Source organism: Cupriavidus sp. SK-4 (assembly GCF_000611125.1).
GTDB lineage: Bacteria > Pseudomonadota > Gammaproteobacteria > Burkholderiales > Burkholderiaceae > Cupriavidus > Cupriavidus necator.
The window spans coordinates 73,006-95,171 of the sequence record NZ_JFJW01000138.1; the positions used below are offsets into that span (position 1 = coordinate 73,006).

The window sequence follows — 22,166 nt, forward strand, 5'->3', positions numbered from 1 at the left end:
TCTGTCTGCGGGAATTCCTGTTCCCCATTTGCCCCGTGGATTTATCCCGGGGATTCCTCACCCCCTCAGGGAATCGCTGATGAAAATGGAAAAAGACCGATTGAGTGCGCTCGGCGGTTTTCTGGCAAGCGCCGGTGCCGCGCTTGCATTGGCCGGTTGCGCCGCTGCGCCGACCATGGTTGAACTGCAGGAGGTGCGCGGCATTTCCGCGCGGACGCTGCAGGCCAGGCTGGGAGAGCCCACCGACAAGGTTCGGCTGCATGACGGGCGCAGCCGCTGGCTGTACTCGGGCCAGCCGCTCGGACTCTTCGTCTATGCCGCGGATTTCGACACGGATGGCGCCCTGGTCGACTATCGCCAGATGCTGACGATGGAGGAGCTGCAGCAGGCCAGGCCGGGCGCGTGGGCCAAGCAGGATGTGGTGGCGCGATTCGGCAAGCCCCGCTTGCCGATCCAGTACTACGCGTTGCAGAAGCGTGAAGTCTGGTCCTACCGCTTCCAGTATGTGACGCAGGTCGCGGTATTTCATTTCCAGTTCGATGCCGGCGGTGTTCTGCGCGGCACGCAGATGTCCATCAATTCCTTTGAAGACATGATGTGAGGGACCACCCGGCGGTGTAGCGAGGAGGCTGTTCCGCCCAATAGATTTATAAATATTCTTAATAAATATGCCTGAAGTGCCAAAGGCAACAGATGGGGGAGCGTGGTCCGATGAAATTGTTTGTCTCTTTCCTGCTTTTCGTCCTCTGCAGTACCGCGTGGGGACAATCGCTGACGTTGTATGGCGTGATCGATATTGCGATCGCAAAGAACCCGGGCAAGGGCGCCTGGGCAATGCAGAACGGATCGGGCAACCGCTTTGGCCTGCGGGGCACCGAGGACCTGGGGGGCGGCATGCAGGCCTTCTTCAATGTGGAGAACCGCTTTGCCGGGGACACGGGTGCCATGCGGGATCCGACCAGGCTGTTCAACGACCGCTCGATGGTGGGCATTCTCGGCCGGTTCGGGCGGTTCTGGGTCGGGCGGGAATACACGCCAGCGAGCTGGAACGTGCAGATTCCCGCGGACCCGCTCTACAACAGCACGCTGATGTCGATGTTCCTGATCAGCACCGGCGGCATCGGCAGGGTATACAACGACAAATCCGTCAACTATCAGTTTGACGTGGACGGCTTGACGTTCTCTGGCCAGGTCGCGGAGGCCGAGGGCAACAAGGTGCCGCATCGTCCGGTTTCCTTTTCCGTTTCCTACCGGGCCGGTTCCGTCCTCGCGGCGTATGGATACGACCGGCCTGGCGGCGACAGGGCCATCTGGCACATGGTCACCGGCGTCTATGAAACGCAGGCATTTACGCTGCGCGCCTCGATGGGCGGCGGCATGACGGATACGGGGAACCGGCGCGTGTCCCTGATCCTGGGCGCCACGATTCCGATCCGGAACAGCCAGATCCACATTTCCCACGGCAAGCTCAGGGATACCACTTCTGATCGGACGCTGATGGAAAAGACCGGTATCGCCTACTACTACTCGCTGTCGAAGCGCACCTCGCTGTATGCCGACATCGTGCACGACAGCAATGCCAGGCCGAAACACTTCGGCGGCGAGATCGGCATCAAGCACAGATTCTGAGAGCGGGCGCGCCGCCCGAGCATGCGCGGCCGCTATGACATGTCGATCGAGATATCGAAGGAGAACTTGCCCGCGGGACAATAGATCCGCCCGACATCGACCACGCGCTCCGTATGATCGAAGACCGTCGCCACCAGATTCAGGATTGCACTTTTCGGCGGCACCCGGAGGTGGCTCGCAATATCGGCGGAGGCTTCCATTGCGCTGGCGCTGTAGTCGATGCGCATGACATTGACATTGAACTTGTCCCGCAGGATCCGCGGAATCGGCATCTTCTGCATATCGGCCTCGGTGATGTTCTCACCGAACTCGGGAAGCATGTAATTGACCGCGTAGTTGATCGGGCCGTTCTTGTCATGGCGCAGGCGGCGCATATAGGTCAGGTGCGTCGCGTCGCGGAAGGTCGCCTTCAGGTCCTCGGGGGTGACGACCAGAAGCTTCTCAAGCAGGTCGAGTTCCGCAGCCGAGTCGTGGTTGAACACTGTCGCCAGTGTTCCCAGGACCTTCATCTCCTTCCTTGGCTGCGCTTCGAGTGGATTGATGATAGTGCCCCGGCGGCGAGTCCGCGTGATCAGACCCTCGCTCTCCAGTACCGTCAATGCCTGCCGGACGGTGATCAGGCTGACGCCATGCTCCTCTGCAAGCTGGCTCTCGGGTGGGAGGCGGAGTTCGCTGGTGCGCAGCCGGTTGTAGATCTCCGCGCGGATCGACTCGCAAGCCTGGTACCAGAGCGGAAGCTTACGGCTGAAATGACTGGTTTCCATGGGTAAGATATTCCTGCCGGCGGCGAACGGCCGTTGTATTGAACATAATGAAAATATTATACAACATAACGATCATTGGCGCGTACAGGAGACTAGATCGCCTCTCCTTGTCGGTTCGTGCGCTGCAATGATGTCGATTGCCGCGAAGTTGGCTTGCTGTGTTGGTCTATATAAGTATAATGATAATAGCATTAGGATCGCAGCGCCATGTGCGGTCTGGGATGCTGCCATGACCCACAACAAACGCCGTTCGAGCCGAAGCGCGGTTCAGCGGCGGTGACTAAGGAGCGAGATTCATGAGTAAAGGAAACGTCGTATTGGTGGTCAATTGCCGCATCAAGCCGGGCAAGGTGGAGGAGTTGATGGCAGCGCTGAACGCGAATGCCGAAGCGGCAAGAACGACCGAACCGGGTTGCCTGCAGTTCGACGTGCTGGTCGACCCGGAAGATCCCACCCGAATCATGTACTACGAGGTCTATCGGGACCAGGCCGCCATCGAGGCGCATGCGCAGACAGCGCATCACAAGACGTGGTACACCGTGGGGCCGCCGATGCTCGACGTGCGGGAGCGTTCGGATTTCATCCGCGTAGCGCCGTAATATAAAGAGTCCGCTGTCGCAAGATACGTCCGGACGGCCGCTCAGGCTCCGGGCGTGCTTGCCCTGTCAACTGTCGGCGGAGATATGTCGGATGAGACCAATGGCCAGTTCAGGGACACAGGGCGCCAGCGCCGGCAGTCGGAGCGTATCGAAGGACCAGGACATCCGCGCGTGGTATCCCGCCGCGTGCGAGCGGGCGCAGCAAATGCTGCAGGCGCAGAACTGGGACCATGCCCGGCAATTGTTCGAGGCCATCGACGCCCGGCTGCCGCCGGCGCGCGCTTTCGAGCGCGCTGTCGTCCTCGAGCGGATCGGGCAGTGCCTGCTTGGGGCGTCACGCTTCGACGCGGCGATGCCGCAGCTACATGCCGCGCTCACGCTGGCGCAACGGCTCGCACCCGCGCGGGCCGTTGGCCGGCTTGTTTACATGCTGCATGCCGCGCTCGGGGACGGGTTCCGTGCCTCGGGCGACATTGAGCAGGCAAGGCAGTCCTATGAAGCCGCGCTGGCCGCCGCGAGGAACGCGGGCGATGCGGGATTTGTGGCCCAGGCCTGGCATCGGCTTGGCAAGTTCGACGCATCGCTGCAGCGTGACGCCGAGGCGAGCCTGTCTTATGCGCAGGCGGCAAGCGCGTTCCGTGCGCTGGGCGATTGCGCGCGGGCAGCGCAGGTCCTCGGTGAGAGGGGCGCATGTCTCGCGCGCGCCGCCAGGCCAGCCGAGGCGATCGCATGCTATCGAGAGGCACTCGACCTCGACGCGCGCGCCGTCCCGTCGCGGCGCCAGCTTCAGCACTCATGTGCGCTGGCACGGCTCCTAGTCGGGTCGGCACCGGCCGCGGATATCCGCCGCCTGGTGCAGCACGCCCTGGACGCTACCGCTGCACTTGAGCCGGATGCGCCCGAGATCTGGCATGCCTTTGGTGTCCTGGCAGACGTGGCCGACATACAGGCCGACACGGCGAGCGACGCTGCGACGGCATCCGCGCTGCGGGCGGAGTATCTGCTCTTCCACGGACTGCACCTGCGCGTTCCACAGCTGTTCGCCACGCTGGCCTCGCTGGGCCAGGGAAAGTCCTTCGGCGCCGCCGTCGTGTTCGGCCGGCTCGGGCACTCACTGCGGCTGGCGCATCGGCTCGAGCAGTCGGTCCGTTTCCTTGAGCAGGCCCTTGCGACGCTTGCACAGGCGCCGGAGGGCGGCAGCCGCATGGGGCTGGCGGCCATGCTGCAACGCGACCTGGGCGACGCGCTGCTGGCGCTCGATCGGCCGGCGCCAGCCTGCCACGCTTACGAGGCCGGCCTGGCCGCATGCACGGCAACGCAGGACCTCGCCGGCCAGGCGGCGTTGCGTGACCGGCTCGCCGACGCGGCACGGCGCGCCGGCGCGACAGCAGCGACAGCAGAGGCCGCAGTGCCGGCGCCTGGCCCAATGCCTGAATCCGCCGGCTTCAGGTTGACCATGATCGATGAGACGGCGGTCTCGTATGTCTTCGATTCTGGCCTGCTGATAGACGGGGTGCCTGAAAGCCGGCAGACCACCTGGACGCCAGCCGGCGGAGCAAACGTTGGCGCCCTATACCCGACGCTGGTTCCCTTTGCACGCAGCTGGGCCGATGCCGACAGCACCACGCGCTTCGCCCTGCGTTGCGAGGAGCCGGCATTTGAGCCACAGCCCGGCTGCGTATTGATGCGTGCCACACGGCGCGAAGTCGCCGTGGCTGGTGCGGTCGCGGTGCTGGCTGGCCTGTTGCGCGCCATGGACGGCGAGCACACTGTCGCACAACTGCTGGACCGGCTACCCCCTCCCGACCGCTGCGTTGGGGATGCCCTGCTGCGCGCGCTGGCCGACGCCGGCGTGATCGACCTCTCGGGCCGGACCGCAGGCCGGCTGCTGCATACCCTCACGAAGAAAGGTGTGCTTGCCGGCGGCGGCCTGGACCGCGACGCCGTCCTGCATCTGGCAACTGACGGTGGGCATCGCGCTTATCCTGGCGCGCCAAGAACGACGCTCGGCCGATCCATCCCCGCAGAGCTCGAGGCCTTCCACGCCATCACACGGGCCCGGCGTTCGCAGCGCGCCTATACCGGCCTGCCGGTTGCCCGCCAGCCGTTCGACGCGCTGCTCCAGATCGCTTGCGGCGCGACAGGCATCCTGAGCGGAGCCTCGCGCGACGCCACGCTACGCGCCTATCCGTCAAGCGGAGGGCTCTACGCGGTGGAAATCTATCCGGTCATACTCAATGTGGAAGGGCTTCCCCCAGCCATCTATCACCTCTGCCCGGATGAGGGGGAACTGGAATGCGTGCGGCCACTGCTCCGCGAGCGCCTGATCGAAGCCATGTTGCCGGCGGAGCGGGAAATGATCTCGGGCTGTGCCGCGCTGATCTGCCTGACCGGGTACTTTCCCCGGCACGAGTACAAGTATGGCGAAGGGGGCTATCGCATGCTGGTGGCTGAGTCCGGCCATCTGTCGCAGAACCTGATTCTCGCCGCCACCGCGCTGGGGCTGAGCGCGCGCCCGTTCGGCGGCGTCTTCGACGCGCTTCTGAACGACGTCCTCGGGCTGGATCCATCGCAGGAACAGTTCCTGCTGGCGGTGGCGCTGGGCCACGCCATGCCGCAGCCATCGTCATGACCGCGCCAACCCTGGCGCATGATTGGCCATGCGGGAAACACACGCGGGGGAAATCAGTCTCCGGATTCTGGAAGTACTGCAGCGTGACACGTGCCAGGCAGGGGCTGAACGTGAATGTTCGCTTCCACATCTCGCAAAACTGCCACCCCACTTAAGTTGGGTGTTTACGCCGCGAAAATCAGGGCCCGTTTTTCCCCGCTTGTTATAGATTGTTAAGACATATAAGAGCGTGGGGTTTCGAACAGAACCCCAGCCGATAAGTGCACTTCTAGCATCAGTCGTTGGTGACGGCCGTTCAGCCGCATGGTTGCCATCGACATCCGGGGGGAAACAATCTTGCGCCAGACGCTTGCGCGCGCGCTGCGCCCGCTTGGACGCCTTGGGTCGCGCACCATCACCGCGGGCACCTTGCTGCTTGGCGTGATGACGACGGCCGTCGTCTATGCGTTCTGCACCGACCTGCTGGAAAAGGATGTCCGCCTGCGTTTTGAGAACGATACCGGCGACGTGATCCAGCAGATCGATACACGGATCCGCCTCTATACCGATGTACTGGTGACCATGCAGGCGCTGTTCGGCGCCAGCGACCATGTCTCGCGCGGCGAGTTTCGCGATTTCGTCAGCGGCTTGAACCTGCCGCAGCGCTATCCCGGTTTCCAGACGCTGAACTACGCGCCATACGTGCCGGCGGCCGAGATCGACGCCTTTGTCGCCAGCCAGCGCAGCGATCCGATCCTGCGCGAGGCGGGCGTGACGTTCAACGTCCGCCCTCCCGGCCAGCGGCCGGGGCATTTCGTGCTGACCTATGTCGAGCCGCTCGACGTCAACCTGGCGTCGATCGGCGTCGACATGGGCGCCGAGCCACGCCGCCTGGCCGCGCTCGAACGCGCGCGCGATACCGGGCAGTCAGTCAGCAGCGGGCGCCTGATCTTCAGCGAGACAAAGAGCCCGCATGTGGGCATCGCCCTGCGCCTGCCGGTGTACCGCAAGGTGCCCGAGCTGGATTCCGTGGAAGCGCGCCGACGCGCCTATGTCGGCTCGGTTGGCGCGGGGATCCGGGTCGACGACCTGCTGACGGACCTGGTCAGCAATGAGAACCTGCGCCGGATCCGGTTCCGCGTGCATGACGCCGGAGACTTCGCGCAGGCGGCGGTTCCGCTCTCCGCAGCCAACCTGCTCTATGACAGCGTGACCGGCCTGGCGGCCAGGGAACGCAGCCGGGTTGCTGGCGGCAGCGCCGCCCACGCCAGTGCCGCGCATGGCGCGACGGCACTGGCCGACGGCCAAGCGGCCCCGGGCCAGCATGACCTGGCCAAGAGCGTGGTGCGGAATTTCGGCGGACGGCGCTGGGTAATTGCATTTGCTGCCGATGCCAAGGCCATCAGTGGTCCGCAGCGATACCTGCCGGCGCTGGTGGTGATTTCCGGCCTGATCATCAGCGTGCTGCTGGGGTGGCTGGCCTATGCGCTGTCGAGTTCGCGGGCGCGCGCCGTGGCCGTGGCCGACCAGATGACGCACAGCCTGCGCGACAGCCAGGCCGCGCTTGCCGAGGCGCAGCAGATTGCCCACCTGGGCGACTGGCGCATCGACCTGGACCAGGACATCGCGCACTTTTCCCGGGAAATGGCGCGCCTGCTAGGCTTGCGCGGCGACAAGCCGACTCCGGAAGCGCTGTTCCAGGCGATCGACGCCGGCCATCGCGCCGTGCTGCAGGAAAGGATGCGGGCAGCCCTGCAGGATCGCCAGCCGTTCGAGTTCGAGTGCCCCTACCGGTCGCGGCGCGGACGCCGGGGCTGGCTGCACCTGATCGGCCACGCGCATGGCGCGGCGGACAGCGCGGTGCTGCGGGGCACCGCGCAGGACATCAGCCAGCGCAGGTCCGCCGAGCAGGCCAGGACGCAGGAACACCAGATTGCCCTGCACCTGGCCACCGCCACCAGCGAAATCGAGGTGCTGGAGGAGATTGTCCACACGCTGCTCGAAGGCATGGACTGGGAAGCCGGTGCCTTCTGGCCGGGCGATGACAGCCAGGGGCTGAAGCTGCCGCCGGTCTACCTGGCCCGCGCCAAGGCGCTGCAGCCCTGGCTCGCCGAGCGCCCCGCAGGGCCGGCCGGCGCTGCGGTCTTGCAGGCGCCGCAATGGTATGCAAGCCGCAGCGCGATGGCCCGGCATCCGCAGGCCAGGTGGCTCGACGCGGGCGGCATCCGGACGGTGTTTGCCTTCCCGCTGAGCCGGGGCCACGTGACGCTCGGCGTGGTCGAACTCTATTCCCGCAGCAAGCGCAGCCCCGATACGCATGCGCTCGCGATGGCGAGCGGCATTGCCAATCAGACCGGGCACTTCCTGCTGCGGCGCCAGGCCGAGGAGAACCTGCGCTTCATCGCCAATCACGATGCCCTCACCGGCCTGCCCAACCGCCTCATGTTCAAGGCCGAGTTCGAGCAGGCGCTGACCCGTGCCCGCGCCAGCGGCCAAGCCCTGCATGTCATTTTCGTGGACCTGGACGAATTCAAGGTCGTGAACGACACGATCGGCCACAACGCCGGCGACATCGTGCTGCGCGAGATGGCCGAGCGCTTGCGCGGCAGCCTGGAGGAGGTGGAGCTGATCACCCGCTTCGGCGGCGATGAATTCGTCGTGCTGCTGGACCCCAAGGGCGATTCGACGATCCTGGACCGGACCATCGCCAGGATCCAGGCTGCCCTCGCGCCAGGCTTTGTCGTCAACGAGTCGGAGCTGCGCATGACGGCAAGCATCGGCATCAGCTCTTTCCCCGAGGATGGCAGCGACTGGCAGACCCTGCTCAAGCATGCCGACCTGGCCATGTACGGTGCCAAGCAGCTCGGCAAGAACGGCTACCAGTTCTACTGCCGGGGCATGAGCGCGTCGCTGCAGCGGCGCATCGACATGGAGTCGCACCTGCACCGCGCGCTCGAGCAGGACGAATTCATCCTCTACTACCAGCCGCGCATTGCGCTTGCGTCGGGAGCGTGCACGGCGGTCGAGGCACTGATCCGCTGGCGCCACCCGGAACTCGGCCTGGTCATGCCCGGAGATTTCATTCCCTTCGCTGAGCAGAGCGGCGCCATTGTCGAGATCGGCGCCTGGGCCCTGCGCGAAGCGTGCCGGCAGAATGCCGCATGGCGCGCCCAGGGACTGCCGCCGGTGCGTGTTTCAGTCAATCTTTCAGCGCGGCAGTTCGCCGACAAGTCGCTCAGGCTGACCATCATCGATGCCCTGCGGCAAGCCGGGCTGCCTGGCAACCTGCTTGAGCTTGAACTCACCGAGAGCATGGTCATGCGCGATGCCGAGCAGGCGTCCAGCTGGCTCTCGCGCCTGAAGCGCACCGGTGTTCGGCTGGCGATCGATGACTTCGGCACCGGCTACTCCTCGCTCGCCTACCTGAGCCGCTTCCCGATCGATACGGTCAAGATCGACGGCAGCTTCGTTCGCTACATACCGGAAAGCCGCAGCGACACGCAGATTACCAGCGCGGTGATCGGCCTTGGCCACCGGCTTGGCCTCGAAGTGGTCGCCGAGGGCGTGGAGAACGAGGTGCAACTTGAATTCCTGCGCCGTGAAGGCTGCGACGAAGTGCAGGGCTACTACTACAGCCATCCGCTGCCGCCGGCGCAGATCACTGCCTTCCTGGCCAGCCGCATGGAGAACGGTCCCGCTTTCGAGCATGGACCGCAACCGATGCGTGCCTGACTGCCCGCCAGTCAGGTGCGTGCTTAAGCAGTCCAATAACAGGGAGCTAAATCATGCAGGACCGTACTATTGACATCATGTGGCAGGCCATCGACGCCCTGGACTTTTCCAGGATGAAGGCCAAGCTGCTGCACCAGAAGCATGCGCATTGGTCGCCAGAATCGCTGGAGCAGGCGGAGAGCGGCTACCGGCAATTCCTCAAGCTGGCGGCGAAGCATCCGGACACGCCCGCCGTCCCCAGCGAGCAGGTGGATGCCTTCTGGCATGCCCACATCCTGGATACCAGGCGCTATGCCAGCGATTGCGAGCGCATCTTCGGCTATGTCCTTCACCACGACCCCTACGTTGGCATCGACGGTCCGGAGGATGAGGCCCGCCTCCTGCAAATGGCCGCGGCGAGCGATGCGCTGAGCATGCGCGAATTCGGCAGCCCGCTGACGTCTGCCGCATATTGCGCCCGGGCAGCGGCCGACGAGCCCGCGTACTGCGCGCGCATGGCCAAGGCGGAAGAGGCCGCGTACTGTGCACGCATCGCCAGGACGGAGGAACCGGCGTACTGCGCACGCATGGCCAAGGTTGAGGATCCCGCGTACTGTGCACGCATGGCCAAGGCGGAAGAGCCTGCGTACTGTGCACGCATGGCCAAGGCGGAAGAGCCCGCGTACTGCGCCCGCATGGCCAAGGCGGAAGAGGCCGCGTATTGTGCACGCATCGCCAGGACGGAGGATCCCGCGTACTGCGCCCGCATTGCCAACGCCGGCGCCCCCGCATACTGCGCACTGTCTTCGCCCCGGGCCGCGGCCTGCTGAAGGCCTGGCATTCGTGGCCGGGCGGGTGTCGTCAGCCTGGCCACGTTGCCCACGCCAGCACTCTCGGTTGCCGCGCGGCACAGGTGCTGCATCGCGCATTGGCCGCGGCATCGATGAAATGAAAAATTTCATTTCTGAAATTCGATAGACTGGCCTCGGAAGAAAATCCTCCACAAAATCAAAGGGATGGTGCCTGAATCGGCCGTGGCCCGCTTCTTGCGGCAGCAGGCCGGGATGGGCGCGTATTTCATCGTGCCTGCAAACCTGCCGTCGCCCTGGCCATCGCGCTGCGTCGTGGGCAGGCGAACCTGGTCTTGAAGAGGAAGGCACCACGATGTACTACGGAAGAAACGGAGCCCGCGGGCACAGCCGCGAGCTTGCCGGAGATGGCGATCAGCCGCTTGCCGGCCAGAACCGAAGCGAGCATGGCGATCGGGACCAGCAGTCGCCAAAGCGAGCCAACTGGGCGTGGGCCGCTGCGTCGGCGCACTATGATTGGATGGACTCGCACGCCCCATTTGCCCATTACGACTAGCGGCCCCGGGCAAGGCTTGCGCCCGTGCTGCATCCCCGATCACCTGACCCTGCCGCGGCGGTTGCGCGCGGCCGGTTCGTTTCCCTGCACCCCATGGACTACGCCCCTATCCGCTCCCTGCTGATTGCCAACCGTTCCGAGATCGCGATCCGCGTGATGCGCGCGGCCGCCGAGATGAACGTGCGCACGGTGGCAATCTATTCGAAGGAAGACCGCCTCGCGCTCCATCGCTTCAAGGCGGATGAGAGCTACCTGGTCGGCGAGGGCAAGAAGCCGCTGGCGGCTTACCTCGACATCGACGACATCCTGCGCATTGCCAGGCAGGCGAAGGTCGACGCCATTCATCCGGGCTATGGCTTCCTCTCGGAAAACCCGGATTTCGCGCAGGCCGTGATCGACGCGGGAATCCGCTGGATCGGCCCGTCGCCAGAGGTCATGCGCAAGCTTGGCAACAAGGTGGCGGCGCGCAACGCGGCGATCGAGGCGGGCGTGCCGGTGATGCCGGCAACCGATCCGCTGCCGCATGACCTGGAGACGTGCAAGCGCCTGGCCGCCGGCATCGGCTATCCGCTGATGCTCAAGGCAAGCTGGGGCGGCGGCGGACGCGGCATGCGGGTCCTGGAAAGCGAGCAGGACCTTGAGGGGGCGCTCGCCGCGGCGCGGCGCGAGGCGCTGGCCGCGTTCGGCAACGACGAGGTGTATGTCGAAAAGTTGGTGCGCAACGCGCGCCATGTCGAAGTGCAGGTGCTGGGCGACACGCACGGCAACCTCGTGCATCTCTATGAGCGCGACTGTACCGTGCAGCGGCGCAACCAGAAGGTGGTGGAGCGGGCGCCCGCGCCATACCTCGACGATGCCGGCCGGGCCGCGCTGTGCGAATCGGCCCTGCGGCTGATGCGCGCGGTCGGCTACACGCATGCCGGCACGGTCGAATTCCTGATGGATGCCGATTCCGGCCAGTTCTACTTCATCGAGGTCAATCCGCGCATCCAGGTCGAGCACACGGTCACGGAGATGGTCACCGGGATCGATATCGTCAAGGCGCAGATCCGCGTGACGGAGGGCGGCCATATCGGCATGACCGAGAACACGCGCAACGACAACGGCGACATCATCGTGCGCGCCGCGGGCGTGCCGGTGCAGGAAGCGATTTCGCTCAACGGTCATGCGCTGCAATGCCGGATCACCACCGAGGACCCGGAGAACGGCTTCCTGCCGGACTACGGCCGCCTCACCGCCTACCGCAGCGCGGCCGGCTTCGGCGTGCGCCTGGACGCCGGCACCGCCTACGGCGGCGCGGTGATCACGCCGTACTACGATTCGCTGCTGGTCAAGGTCACCACCTGGGCGCCGACCGCGCCCGAATCGATCCGGCGCATGGACCGTGCGCTGCGCGAGTTCCGCATCCGCGGCGTCGCGTCCAACCTGCAGTTTCTCGAGAACGTCATCAACCATCCCGCGTTCCGGTCCGGCGACGTCACCACGCGCTTTATCGACCTGACGCCGGAACTGCTGGCGTTCACCAGGCGCCTGGACCGCGCCACCAAGCTGCTGCGTTACCTGGGCGAGGTCAGCGTCAACGGGCACCCGGAGATGAGCGGCCGCACGCTGCCATCACTGCCGCTGCCCGCACCGGTCCTGCCCGCCTTCGACACCAGCGGTGCGCTGCCCTACGGTACGCGCGACCGGCTGCGCGAGCTGGGCGCGGAGAAGTTCTCGCGCTGGATGCTGGAGCAGAAGCAGGTGCTGTTGACCGATACCACCATGCGCGACGCGCACCAGTCGCTGTTCGCCACGCGCATGCGCACCGCCGACATGCTGCCGATCGCGCCGTTCTATGCGCGCGAACTGTCGCAGCTGTTCTCGCTGGAGTGCTGGGGCGGCGCCACATTCGACGTGGCGCTGCGCTTCCTCAAGGAAGACCCGTGGCAGCGCCTTGAGCAACTGCGCGAGCGCGTTCCCAACGTGCTGTTCCAGATGCTGCTGCGCGGCTCCAACGCGGTCGGCTACACCAATTATGCGGACAACGTGGTGCGCTTCTTCGTGCGTCAGGCGGTCAGCGCCGGCGTGGATGTGTTCCGCGTGTTCGATTCACTGAACTGGGTGCGCAACATGCGGGTCGCGATCGATGCCGTCGGCGAGAGCGGCGCGCTGTGCGAAGGCGCGATCTGCTATACCGGCGACCTGTTCGACAAGTCGCGCGCCAAGTACGACCTGAAATACTACGTCGGCATCGCGCGCGAGCTGAAGCAGGCCGGCGTGCACGTGCTGGGCATCAAGGACATGGCAGGCATCTGCCGTCCGCAGGCCGCGGCGGCACTGGTCAGGGCGCTCAAGGAAGAGACCGGGCTGCCGGTGCATTTCCATACCCACGACACCAGCGGCATCTCGGCCGCTTCAGCACTGGCCGCGATCGAGGCCGGCTGCGATGCGGTCGACGGCGCGCTCGACGCCATGAGCGGGCTGACCTCGCAACCCAACCTGTCGAGCATCGCCGCGGCCCTGGCCGGCAGCGAGCGCGATCCCGGCCTCAGCCTGGAGCGCCTGCACGAAGCGTCGATGTACTGGGAAGGGGTGCGCCGCTACTACGCGCCGTTCGAATCCGAAATCCGCGCCGGCACCGCCGACGTGTACCGCCACGAGATGCCCGGCGGCCAGTACACCAACCTGCGCGAGCAGGCGCGCTCGCTCGGCATCGAGCATCGCTGGACCGAGGTGTCGCGTGCCTATGCCGAGGTCAACCAGATGTTCGGCGACATCGTCAAGGTGACTCCGACTTCCAAGGTGGTCGGCGACCTGGCATTGATGATGGTGGCCAACGACCTGAGCGCCACCGACGTGTGCGATCCGGCCAAGGAAACCGCCTTCCCTGAATCGGTGGTGTCGCTGTTCAAGGGCGAGCTGGGCTTTCCGCCCGACGGCTTCCCCGCGGAACTGTCGCGCAAGGTGCTGCGCGGCGAGCCGCCGGTGCCGTACCGGCCCGGCGACCAGATCCCGCCGGTCGACCTCGACGCGGCGCGCGCCGCGGGTGAAGCAGCATGCGAGCAGCCGCTCGACGACCGCCAGCTGGCTTCGTACCTGATGTACCCGAAGCAGGCCGGCGAGTACCACGCGCATGTGCGCAACTACAGCGACACCTCGGTGGTACCCACGCCGGCATACCTGTACGGCCTGCAGCCGCAGGAAGAAGTAGCCATCGACATCGCCGCCGGCAAGACTTTACTGGTCTCGCTGCAAGGCACGCACCCCGATGCCGAAGAGGGTGTCATCAAGGTCCAGTTCGAGCTGAACGGGCAGTCGCGCACCACGCTGGTCGAGCAGCGCAGCACCACGCAAGCGGCGGCGGCGCGCCACAGCCGTCCGGTTGCCGAGCCCGACAACCCGCTGCATGTCGCCGCCCCCATGCCTGGCTCGATCGTGACGGTGGCGGTGCAGCCGGGGCAGCGCGTGGCCGCGGGCACGACGCTGCTGGCGCTGGAGGCGATGAAGATGGAGACCCATATCGCGGCGGAGCGGGACTGCGAAATCGCCGCAGTCCATGTTCAGCAGGGGGATCGCGTGGCGGCGAAGGATTTGCTGATCGAACTGAAGGATTGACGTTGGCCGGCGGGCGCAGGCTCCGATTCGCATCCTGCAGCGAACCGTCCGCCACTTCCGCCACGCGGTCCAGACAGACCCCGGCTACGTGCAATTGTCGCGGTACGCCTGCTGCAGTTGCTTGCGGGTCTTGTCGCGTTCGATCTTGGGGATGGTCCGGCCCTGCGCGTTCTGCGTGCCCGGGCCGGAATGGTACGAACGCCTTTTTGATGTGGCGTTGTACTGCTCCTTCAGCTCCTCGCACTTCGCGCGTGCGGCCTCTTCGGGATCCTGGGTGGCGGCCGACGGGGGGCGATAGGGACTGGTCCCGCCCTGAACGGCATCCGATATGGCGCTCGCGGCACCCTCGGTCGATGCGCGCTGCGCCAGCGCTGCCGAGGCGCAGCCCAGTGCCACCAGGCCGGCTACCAAGCATCTCTTGGATATCGGCATCGTTCTCTCCCCGGTGATGGATAACGGGCATGCCCGCCAGACAACCATCATATGTGCCCGTCGCGGGATTGTCAGAAACTGATGGTTCCGCTGCTGTCGACAGCGCGGAGACCGGCGCAGGCAGCATGGCAGCACGAGGGGCTGTTGCGATGCAGCATCGGAGAGGCTCGCGGCGTCCTCAGCCTGGCGCCACCAGTGCAAGCCAATCCCATTTTTTCTTTGATCCGACGCACATTGGTCGAAGCGCGACCTCCTATAGTCGATGCATACTCCTTGCCTGCCCAGGACAGAACTCGACCCATGCAGCCCCAGAACCTGACCCCCGCCGCGCAGCGCGAAGTCGACAAGGCACCCGGATGGTTGCGCTGGCTCCCGGGACTGCTGGTGTTGAAGAACTATCAGCCGGCCTGGCTGCCGAAAGACCTCGCCGCCGGTCTGGTGCTCACGACCATGCTGGTGCCGGTGGGCATCGCCTACGCCGAGGCCTCCGGCGTGCCCGGTGTCTACGGGCTCTACGCCACCATGGTCCCGCTGCTGGTGTATGCCCTGCTTGGCCCGAGCCGGATCCTCGTGCTGGGGCCGGATTCGGCGCTGGCGGCGCCAATCCTGGCGGTGGTGTTGCAGGTCTCCGGCGGTGATCCGGGGCGCGCCGTCATGGTGGCCAGCATGATGGCGATCGTTTCGGGCGTGGTCTGCATTGTGATGGGGCTGTTGCGGCTGGGGTTCATTACCGAATTGCTGTCCAAGCCGATCCGCTACGGCTATATGAACGGGATCGCGCTCACCGTGCTGGTCAGCCAGTTGCCCAAGCTGTTCGCCATCTCGATCGAAGATGCCGGCCCGCTGCGGGAGATGGTCAGCCTCGGCCAGGCGATCCTGGCCGGCGAGACCAACTGGTACAGCTTTGCGGTCGGCGCGGGCAGCCTGGTGCTGATCCTGTTGCTGAAGCGCTTCGAGCGCGTGCCCGGCATCCTGATTGCCGTGATCGTCGCGACGCTGGCCGTCAGCATGTTCGACCTCGACCAGCACGGGGTGAAAGTGCTGGGCAAGACCCCGCAAGGGCTGCCGGGCTTTGTCGTGCCCTGGGTCAGTGGCGCGGACCTGGTTGCGATCCTGCTGGGCGGCATTGCCGTCGCGCTGATCTCGTTCGCGGATACCAGCGTGCTGTCGCGCACCTTTGCCGCGCGCACCAACACCCGGGTCGACCCGAACCAGGAGATGGTCGGCCTGGGCGCCGCCAACCTGGCTGCGGGATTCTTCCAGGGCTTTCCGATCAGCAGCAGCGCGTCCCGTACGCCGGTGGCCGAAGCCGCGGGCGCGAAGACCCAGCTCACCGGAGTCGTGGGTGCACTGGCCGTGGCGCTGCTGCTGATGTTCGCGCCCAACCTGCTGCAGTACCTGCCAAACAGCGCACTGGCCGCGGTGGTGATCGCGGCGGCCATAGGCCTGTTCGAGTTCGCGGACCTGAAGCGCATCTACCGCATCCAGCAGTGGGAGTTCTGGCTGTCGATGGTCTGCTTTGCCGCGGTCGCCGTGTTCGGGGCGATCCCGGGGATCATCCTGGCGGTGGTCCTTGCAGTGATCGAATTCCTGTGGGACGGCTGGCGGCCACACTATGCCGTGCTCGGCCGTGTCGAGGGCCTGCGCGGCTACCACGACACCAAGCGCTACCCGGATGCCGAGCGCATCGACGGGCTGCTGCTGTTCCGCTGGGATGCGCCGCTGTTCTTCGCCAATGCCGAGCTGTTCCAGGCGCGGCTGATGGAAGCGATCGACGAATCGCCGACACCCGTGCGCAGGGTGGTGGTGGCGGCCGAACCGGTGACCAGCGTCGACGTCACCTCGGCCGACATGCTGCGTGAACTGAGCGGCATCCTGCGCGAGCGCGGCATCGCGCTGCATTTTGCCGAGATGAAGGACCCGGTGCGCGACAAGCTCAAGCGCTTCGAGCTGATGGAAGCGATCGGCGACAAGAACTTCCACCCCACGGTGGGCAGTGCGGTGGATGACTACGTCGGCAAGCCGGCCTGAACCGTTACGGTCCAGGCTGGTTGCGCCGCGCGCCGGCTACTCCAGCCGGAACCCGGTCTGCTTGATGGCGAGCGCCCATTTCTTCTGCTCTGCCGCCATGAACGTCGCAAACTGGTCCGGAGAGCTCTGGCTGGCCGGCTCATAGCCCTTGCTGGCAAGCTGCTGGCGCACACCTGGCGCATTCAGCGCCTTGTCGATTTCCTTGCTCAGCAGCGCAACGATCTCCCTGGGCGTGCCGGCAGGCGCGACCAGGCCATACCATTCGCTGGCCTCTATGCCCGGGAAGCCGGCTTCCGCCATGGTCGGCACGTCGGGGAACAACGGCAGCCGCTGCTTGCTGGCCACGGCGATGCCCTTGAGTTGGCCGCCCTTGACGAACGGCATCACCGCCGGCACGCCGTGGAACATCATGTGGATATGGCCTCCCACCATGTCGGTCAGCGCCTGGGGTCCGCCCTCGTACGGCGCGTGCACGACGTTGATATGCGCGGTTTCCTTGAACACCTCGCTAATCACGTTCTGCTGGGTGCCCGGGCCGGGCGACGCATAGCTGAGCTTGCCGGGCTCCGCCTTGGCCCGTGCCACCAGTTCCTTGACCGAGCCGCCCACGGACGGGTTGACCACCAGCATGTACGGCGAGCTTGCCATCAGCCCCAGCGGCGCGAAGTCCTTGCCCATGTCGAAGGGCAGGTTCTTGTGCAGGCTGGCATTGATCGCCATCGGCGCGCTGGCGACCAGCAGCGTGTAGCCATCCGGCGCCGCCTTGGCGCCCATGCCGGCGCCGATATTGCCGGTCGCCCCGGGGCGGTTGTCGACCACGACCTGCTGCCCGAGGCTGGCGGTCATCTTCTCGGCCACGGTGCGGGTGACGGCATCGACTCCGCCGCCTGCCGGCCACGGCACGATGATGCGGATCGGCCGGTTGGGATAGCCGCCTTGTGCCAGCGCGCTGGTGGCGCAGGCAGCCAGTGCGATCGCGCCCAGGGTACGGCCAAAACGGTTCAGTACGGATTTCATCTGTCACGGTCGAAGGCGGCCAACTGAAGAAGCCCGCCACCGCCGCGAGCGGCCGCGCCACGCCTCCGGCCATCCCGATGCCCACGCTGCCGGACGCCGGCAAGCCGCAGCGCATCGTGGTGGCGGGGATCGGCGGCACCGGCATCGTCACCATCGGCGGCGTGCTGGGCATGGCCGCCCACCTCGAAGGCAAGGGCGTGATCACCCAGGACGCGACCGGCATGGCGCAGATGGGCGGGGCCACCTGGAGCCACATCCAGATCGCCGCCAGCCCGGACGCCCTGCATGCGAGCCGCGTCGACATGGCCATGGCCGACCTGGTGATCGCCTGCGATACCGTGGTCGCCGCCAGACAACAAGGCGCTGGCGGCGCTGGCAGAGTGGCTACCGCAGCACGTCCCGGACGCGGAGCAGATCAGCGTGGTGCATGGCGACTACCGCATGGACAACCTCGTCTTCCATCCCACCGAGCCCCGCGTGATCGGCGTGCTCGACTGGGAGCTGTCCACGCTCGGCCACCCGCTTGCGGACCTGGCCTACCACTGCATGAGCTGGCATATTCCGGCCGAGCTATGGCGCGGCATCGGCGGGCTCGACCTGCAGGCGCTGGGCATTCCCGACGAGGCGACCTACCTGCGCTGGTACGGCGAGACCAACGGCACGCACGCGCTCGAGCACTGGGACTTTTACCTTGCCTACAACTTCTTCCGGCTCGCGGCGATCATGCACGGCATCGGGCAGCGAGCCAGGCGCGGCAACGCCGCCGCGGCGGATGCTGTCGAGACCGGCAGGAAGGCGGTGCCGCTGGCCGAACTGGGGTGGCAATTCGCGATGCGCTACCGCGCGGCAGGGCGCTAGCGTCGGCGCCAGCCGGATCGAAGCCTCCGCAGGTGACGGAATCTGCCCTGGGCTCCTTATCGGGAATCAAAGTTTGCCTTCCGATCCGGCCTGGCTTAAAGATAGGAAGGGGAGATGGGCCGGCGGATTCATGGCCGCATCGGAACCGGGCTGTCTGGCATCCCGAGCCTTCAGGAGACGTCAATGAGTGTGCTGATGCTTGTGAATATCGATACGGCGACAACCGACGAGGAAATCCAGGAGTTCATCGGTCGCTACGGCTTCCCGGCCTGCGATGAGATCGAGCGCGTTCCGGGAGACGGCACCCGCCCGGCGGTGTCGCTGCATTTCAATTCGGTCGATGGGGCCGCGCTGCGGCTGCTGCAGCCGCGCATCAACCACCTGTTCTGGAAGCAGCGCAAGGTGGACGCGATGGTGCTGACCGAGCGCTTCGAATAGGCCGCTGCCGCGGCTGGCGGGCATGTGGGTCCGGTGCTTCCTCGCTTGCCCGATTCGGGGCGTGCCATGGCGGAGGAGGCAAGATGAACAGGCGATACACGATCCTGCACGCGCTGGCATGCAGTGCCGCAATGCTTGCGGGTGCAATGTCGGCGGGGCCGGCCGTTGCCTATTTTGACCACTACCTGGGCGGCACCATCGTCGGCACGCTTACCCAGGACCAGCTCACGGCGTTGACGGCTGTCTTCCGCAGGACCCTGGAGCAGGGCGCCGACGGCGTCCGCATGCCGTTCAGGCTGCCACCCGACATGCGGGAGCGGCAGGTCGAAGGTTCCTTCACGCCATTGCAATCCCGGCGCGACCACGGCGACCGCTGTCGGCAACTGCGCAGTGAATTCCGCCGGGCCGGCGAAACCGAAGCCTGGACCGGGTGGTACTGCAAGGAGAAGGACGGGAACTGGAAGTCGCGCAAGCTGCCGAAGTAGGGGCTCCTGGCGGCCTAGTACCGCTCCTCCACATACCGATACGGATAGTCGGGCTCCCGGTATCCGCCCGCCTTCTGCCTGGCAGGCAGCTTGACTGGCTTGCGTTCGATCGCGTGGTACGGGATCTGTGCCAGCAGGTGCGTGATGATGTTCAGGCGCGCCCGGCGCTTGTCGTTGGAATTGGCCACATGCCACGGGGCATAGTCGGTATCGGATGCGGCAAACATGGCGTCGCGCGCGCGTGAATAGTCGTGCCAGCGACTGTACGAGCGCAAGTCCATGTCAGTGAGCTTCCAGACCTTGCGGCCGTCCTCGATGCGTCCCTGCAGGCGGCGGGTCTGCTCTTCCGGGCTGACCTCGAGCCAGTACTTGATCAGGATGATGCCGGAATGCACGATGGCGCGTTCGACCAGTGGGACGGCGCGCAGAAACTCGTCGGCCTGCGCTTCGGTGCAGAATCCCATCACGCGTTCGACGCCCGCGCGGTTGTACCAGCTCCGGTCGAAGATGACGATCTCTCCCGCGGCGGGCAGGTGCGGCAGGTAGCGCTGCACGTACATCTGGCTCTTTTCGCGGTCGGTCGGCGCGGGCAGGGCGATCACGCGGAAAATGCGCGGGCTGACGCGTTCCGTGATGGCCTTGATGGTGCCGCCCTTGCCGGCTCCGTCGCGCCCTTCGAACACCACGCAGACCTTGCTGCCGCTGGCCTGCACCCATTGCTGCAGCTTGACCAGCTCGACATGAAGGGTGAAGAGCGCCTTCTGGTATTCCTTCTCCGACATGCGCTCGCGCTGCTGCTGGTCCGGCTTTTCGTCGAGACTGTCAGCCGGGTCTGGTTCGCGCGGCGGCTCCGCCTGGCTCCCGTTGTTGCCGTGGCGCTTCCCTTTTCGCTTGGCCATGATCTTCCTCCACTGACGTATCGGTGCCTTGAGGGTCCGGTCATGCACCTTCAAACCTGGGGGTACCGCTTGCATGCGCGCTGGCGGCTCGTTTCTACGATAGGAACAAAATCGGGGGAAATCCTCATGCCGATCCGTTTTCCTGTCGCAACCCTTGCCGGGCGGTGACCGGAATTCGGTTGAATTTCAATGTCTTCCGTACTACCTTCGTAGCGCGTATGGAGCAATATCCGCTCCGTATGTCGTCTGGCAATGGCACGCGGCAGGAGAGCATCCTCCAGCCCGGTGCGCTGCCCCAGTACGCCTCGGATGGCTCCGTCACCGGCTGCAAGGAGGGAACATGGCCTTTCTGGTCAGGCGGCTGCTTCGGTCCGGCTGCGCGTGGCTGTTGGTCGGGCTGGTGGCGGCAGCGGGCGGCGCCGCTGCCCAAGACGTACAGAAGCCGCCACCCACCTTCAAGCCCGAGGAGCTTGAGGCGCTGGTCGCGCCGATCGCGCTCTATCCCGATTCCGTGTTGTCGCAGGTGCTGATGGCCTCCACCTATCCGCTGGAGATCGTGCACGCGGCGCGCTGGGTCAAGGCCAACCCCAAGGTCAAGGGCGACGCCGCGGTCAAGGCCGTGGCCGACCAGCCCTGGGATGTCAGCGTGAAATCGCTGGTGGCCTTCCCGCAGGTGCTTGAGCCGATGAACGACAAGCTCGACTGGACGCAGAAGCTGGGCGATGCCTTCCTGGCCCAGGAGAAAGACGTGCTGGCCGCGGTCCAGCGGCTGCGCAACAAGGCCCAGCAATCCGGCAACCTCAAGACCACCGAACAGCAGAAGGTCATTGTCGAGCCCGCGACCACGGCGGCGCCGGGCGTGCAGACGGTGGTGCGCATCGAACCGGCCGACCCGCAGGTCATCTACGTCCCGGCCTACAACCCCACCGTGGTCTACGGATCCTGGGGTTATCCGTCCTACCCGCCGTACTACTGGCCGCCTTATCCCGCCTACTACCCGGGCGCCGCGCTGGCCACGGGCCTTGCCTGGGGCGTCGGGCTGGCCGCCGCCGGGGCGATCTTTGGCAACTGCAACTGGGGCGGCGGCGACGTGAACATCAATGTCAACCGGGCCACCAATATCGACCGCAACTTCGACCGCACCAAGGTACAGGCGGGCGGGCGCTGGCAGCACGACGCCAGTCACCGGCAGGGCGTGGCCTACCGCGACAATGCCACCCGCGAGAAATTCTCCCGCGATGTGCCAGGCGGGGACCGGCGCAATGAGTTCCGGGGCCGCGAGGGCGGTGCCGGCGTGTCCGACCGCGCGGCGCGTGACCGGGCAGGCGGGCAGGACCGGCCGGCTGCCGGGGATCGGGCCGGAGACCGGGCCGGAGACCGGGCGGGAGACCGGGCCGGTGATCGCGCTGGCGAACGGGGCGGTGATCGGGCCGGGGTCTCTGACCGGGCCGGAGTCTCCGATCGAGGCGGCGTATCTGACCGGGCCGGTGTATCGGACCGCGCAGGGGCCGCCGATCGGTCACGGGGCGGCGGTGAACGGGCCACCACCGTAGCCGACCGCGGCGGCGGTGGCGGGCGGGACAACGCCTTCCAGGGCGTGGGCGGCGGCGCGGCGTCGCAGCGCGACTTTGATCGCGGACGCTCCAGCATGCAGTCGGCCGGAGGCCACGCAGGCGGCGGCTTCAGCGGCGGCGGCGGGGGCCGTGGCGGCGGCGGCTTCAGCGGCGGCG

15 protein-coding genes and 2 pseudogenes are annotated in these 22,166 nt (G+C 66.1%); 13 read left to right on the top strand and 4 right to left on the bottom strand.

The genetic code is table 11. From position 1 onward, the window contains the following. Positions 1–79: 79 nt before the first annotated feature. The gene (locus CF68_RS27885) at positions 80–601 is read left to right on the top strand and encodes a hypothetical protein (protein WP_084187477.1); all 522 of its coding nucleotides are present in this window, start codon (positions 80–82) and stop codon (positions 599–601) included. A 110-nt stretch (positions 602–711) separates the two neighbouring features. Further along, on the top strand, positions 712–1,629 hold the full coding sequence (locus tag CF68_RS27890; protein ID WP_035825282.1) for a porin: 918 nt from the start codon (positions 712–714) through the stop codon (positions 1,627–1,629). 32 nt (positions 1,630–1,661) lie between these two features. Here CF68_RS27890 and CF68_RS27895 read toward each other — a convergent pair whose 3' ends face one another. Continuing rightward, positions 1,662–2,393, bottom strand: a complete 732-nt coding sequence (locus CF68_RS27895; RefSeq protein ID WP_035825284.1) for a GntR family transcriptional regulator — start codon at positions 2,391–2,393, stop codon at positions 1,662–1,664. A gap of 296 nt (positions 2,394–2,689) precedes the next feature. On the opposite strand from CF68_RS27895, the gene CF68_RS27900 reads away from it, so the two are divergent. The 5 genes from CF68_RS27900 (at position 2,690) to CF68_RS27920 (ending at position 14,276) form a co-directional block, all read left to right on the top strand. Beyond that, entirely contained in the window at positions 2,690–2,992 is a 303-nt protein-coding gene (locus tag CF68_RS27900) for a putative quinol monooxygenase (RefSeq protein WP_013954173.1), read from the top strand. 205 nt (positions 2,993–3,197) lie between these two features. Next, positions 3,198–5,624 (top strand): SagB family peptide dehydrogenase, encoded by a 2,427-nt coding sequence (locus CF68_RS35610; RefSeq protein WP_235205905.1) that lies wholly within the window; start codon positions 3,198–3,200, stop codon positions 5,622–5,624. A 336-nt stretch (positions 5,625–5,960) separates the two neighbouring features. Beyond that, the gene (locus tag CF68_RS27910) at positions 5,961–9,335 is read left to right on the top strand and encodes an EAL domain-containing protein (RefSeq protein ID WP_235205906.1); all 3,375 of its coding nucleotides are present in this window, start codon (positions 5,961–5,963) and stop codon (positions 9,333–9,335) included. Positions 9,336–9,388: 53 nt separating this feature from the next. Then, on the top strand, positions 9,389–10,144 hold the full coding sequence (locus CF68_RS27915) for a hypothetical protein (RefSeq protein ID WP_235205907.1): 756 nt from the start codon (positions 9,389–9,391) through the stop codon (positions 10,142–10,144). A gap of 628 nt (positions 10,145–10,772) precedes the next feature. Further along, the gene (locus CF68_RS27920; RefSeq protein ID WP_035825289.1) at positions 10,773–14,276 is read left to right on the top strand and encodes a pyruvate carboxylase; all 3,504 of its coding nucleotides are present in this window, start codon (positions 10,773–10,775) and stop codon (positions 14,274–14,276) included. Positions 14,277–14,360: 84 nt separating this feature from the next. Here CF68_RS27920 and CF68_RS27925 read toward each other — a convergent pair whose 3' ends face one another. Further along, positions 14,361–14,708: a hypothetical protein gene (locus CF68_RS27925; RefSeq protein ID WP_035825291.1), complete on the bottom strand. Its 348-nt coding sequence runs from the start codon at positions 14,706–14,708 to the stop codon at positions 14,361–14,363. 300 nt (positions 14,709–15,008) lie between these two features. On the opposite strand from CF68_RS27925, the gene CF68_RS27930 reads away from it, so the two are divergent. Next, on the top strand, positions 15,009–16,739 hold the full coding sequence (locus CF68_RS27930; RefSeq protein WP_035825294.1) for a SulP family inorganic anion transporter: 1,731 nt from the start codon (positions 15,009–15,011) through the stop codon (positions 16,737–16,739). 36 nt (positions 16,740–16,775) lie between these two features. On the opposite strand, the gene CF68_RS27935 is transcribed toward CF68_RS27930, so the two are convergent. Further along, positions 16,776–17,756, bottom strand: coding sequence for a tripartite tricarboxylate transporter substrate binding protein (locus tag CF68_RS27935; protein ID WP_035825297.1), 981 nt, complete (start codon positions 17,754–17,756; stop codon positions 16,776–16,778). Here CF68_RS27935 and CF68_RS36590 point away from each other — a divergent pair. From CF68_RS36590 to CF68_RS27955, 4 genes and pseudogenes are all read left to right on the top strand, one after another. Then, positions 17,753–18,106: pseudogene (locus tag CF68_RS36590) on the top strand (2-oxoacid:acceptor oxidoreductase family protein); the annotation flags it as partial. The gene CF68_RS27935 and the pseudogene CF68_RS36590 overlap by 4 nt on opposite strands. 1 nt (position 18,107) lies before the next feature. After that, positions 18,108–18,614: pseudogene (locus CF68_RS27945) on the top strand (phosphotransferase); the annotation flags it as partial. A gap of 183 nt (positions 18,615–18,797) precedes the next feature. After that, the gene (locus CF68_RS27950; RefSeq protein ID WP_010808930.1) at positions 18,798–19,052 is read left to right on the top strand and encodes a hypothetical protein; all 255 of its coding nucleotides are present in this window, start codon (positions 18,798–18,800) and stop codon (positions 19,050–19,052) included. Between the two features lie 83 nt (positions 19,053–19,135). Beyond that, positions 19,136–19,537 (top strand): hypothetical protein, encoded by a 402-nt coding sequence (locus tag CF68_RS27955; protein WP_035825300.1) that lies wholly within the window; start codon positions 19,136–19,138, stop codon positions 19,535–19,537. A 14-nt stretch (positions 19,538–19,551) separates the two neighbouring features. Here CF68_RS27955 and ppk2 read toward each other — a convergent pair whose 3' ends face one another. Next, entirely contained in the window at positions 19,552–20,436 is an 885-nt protein-coding gene (ppk2, locus tag CF68_RS27960) for a polyphosphate kinase 2 (protein ID WP_035825303.1), read from the bottom strand. 340 nt (positions 20,437–20,776) lie between these two features. Here ppk2 and CF68_RS27965 point away from each other — a divergent pair. Further along, a partial coding sequence (locus CF68_RS27965) for a DUF3300 domain-containing protein (RefSeq protein WP_035825305.1) occupies positions 20,777–22,166 on the top strand: 1,390 nt, incomplete at its 3' end.

Excerpts from the sequence above, each read along its gene's own strand:
- CF68_RS27885 (WP_084187477.1), top strand. The coding sequence starts at position 80 with ATGAAAATGGAAAAAGACCGATTGAGTGCGCTCGGCGGTTTTCTGGCA.
- CF68_RS27890 (WP_035825282.1), top strand. The coding sequence starts at position 712 with ATGAAATTGTTTGTCTCTTTCCTGCTTTTCGTCCTCTGCAGTACCGCG.
- CF68_RS27895 (WP_035825284.1), bottom strand. The coding sequence starts at position 2,393 with ATGGAAACCAGTCATTTCAGCCGTAAGCTTCCGCTCTGGTACCAGGCT.
- CF68_RS27900 (WP_013954173.1), top strand. The coding sequence starts at position 2,690 with ATGAGTAAAGGAAACGTCGTATTGGTGGTCAATTGCCGCATCAAGCCG.
- CF68_RS35610 (WP_235205905.1), top strand. The coding sequence starts at position 3,198 with ATGCTGCAGGCGCAGAACTGGGACCATGCCCGGCAATTGTTCGAGGCC.
- CF68_RS27915 (WP_235205907.1), top strand. The coding sequence starts at position 9,389 with ATGCAGGACCGTACTATTGACATCATGTGGCAGGCCATCGACGCCCTG.
- CF68_RS27920 (WP_035825289.1), top strand. The coding sequence starts at position 10,773 with ATGGACTACGCCCCTATCCGCTCCCTGCTGATTGCCAACCGTTCCGAG.
- CF68_RS27925 (WP_035825291.1), bottom strand. The coding sequence starts at position 14,708 with ATGCCGATATCCAAGAGATGCTTGGTAGCCGGCCTGGTGGCACTGGGC.
- CF68_RS27930 (WP_035825294.1), top strand. The coding sequence starts at position 15,009 with ATGCAGCCCCAGAACCTGACCCCCGCCGCGCAGCGCGAAGTCGACAAG.
- CF68_RS27935 (WP_035825297.1), bottom strand. The coding sequence starts at position 17,756 with ATGAAATCCGTACTGAACCGTTTTGGCCGTACCCTGGGCGCGATCGCA.
- CF68_RS27950 (WP_010808930.1), top strand. The coding sequence starts at position 18,798 with ATGAGTGTGCTGATGCTTGTGAATATCGATACGGCGACAACCGACGAG.
- CF68_RS27955 (WP_035825300.1), top strand. The coding sequence starts at position 19,136 with ATGAACAGGCGATACACGATCCTGCACGCGCTGGCATGCAGTGCCGCA.
- ppk2 (WP_035825303.1), bottom strand. The coding sequence starts at position 20,436 with ATGGCCAAGCGAAAAGGGAAGCGCCACGGCAACAACGGGAGCCAGGCG.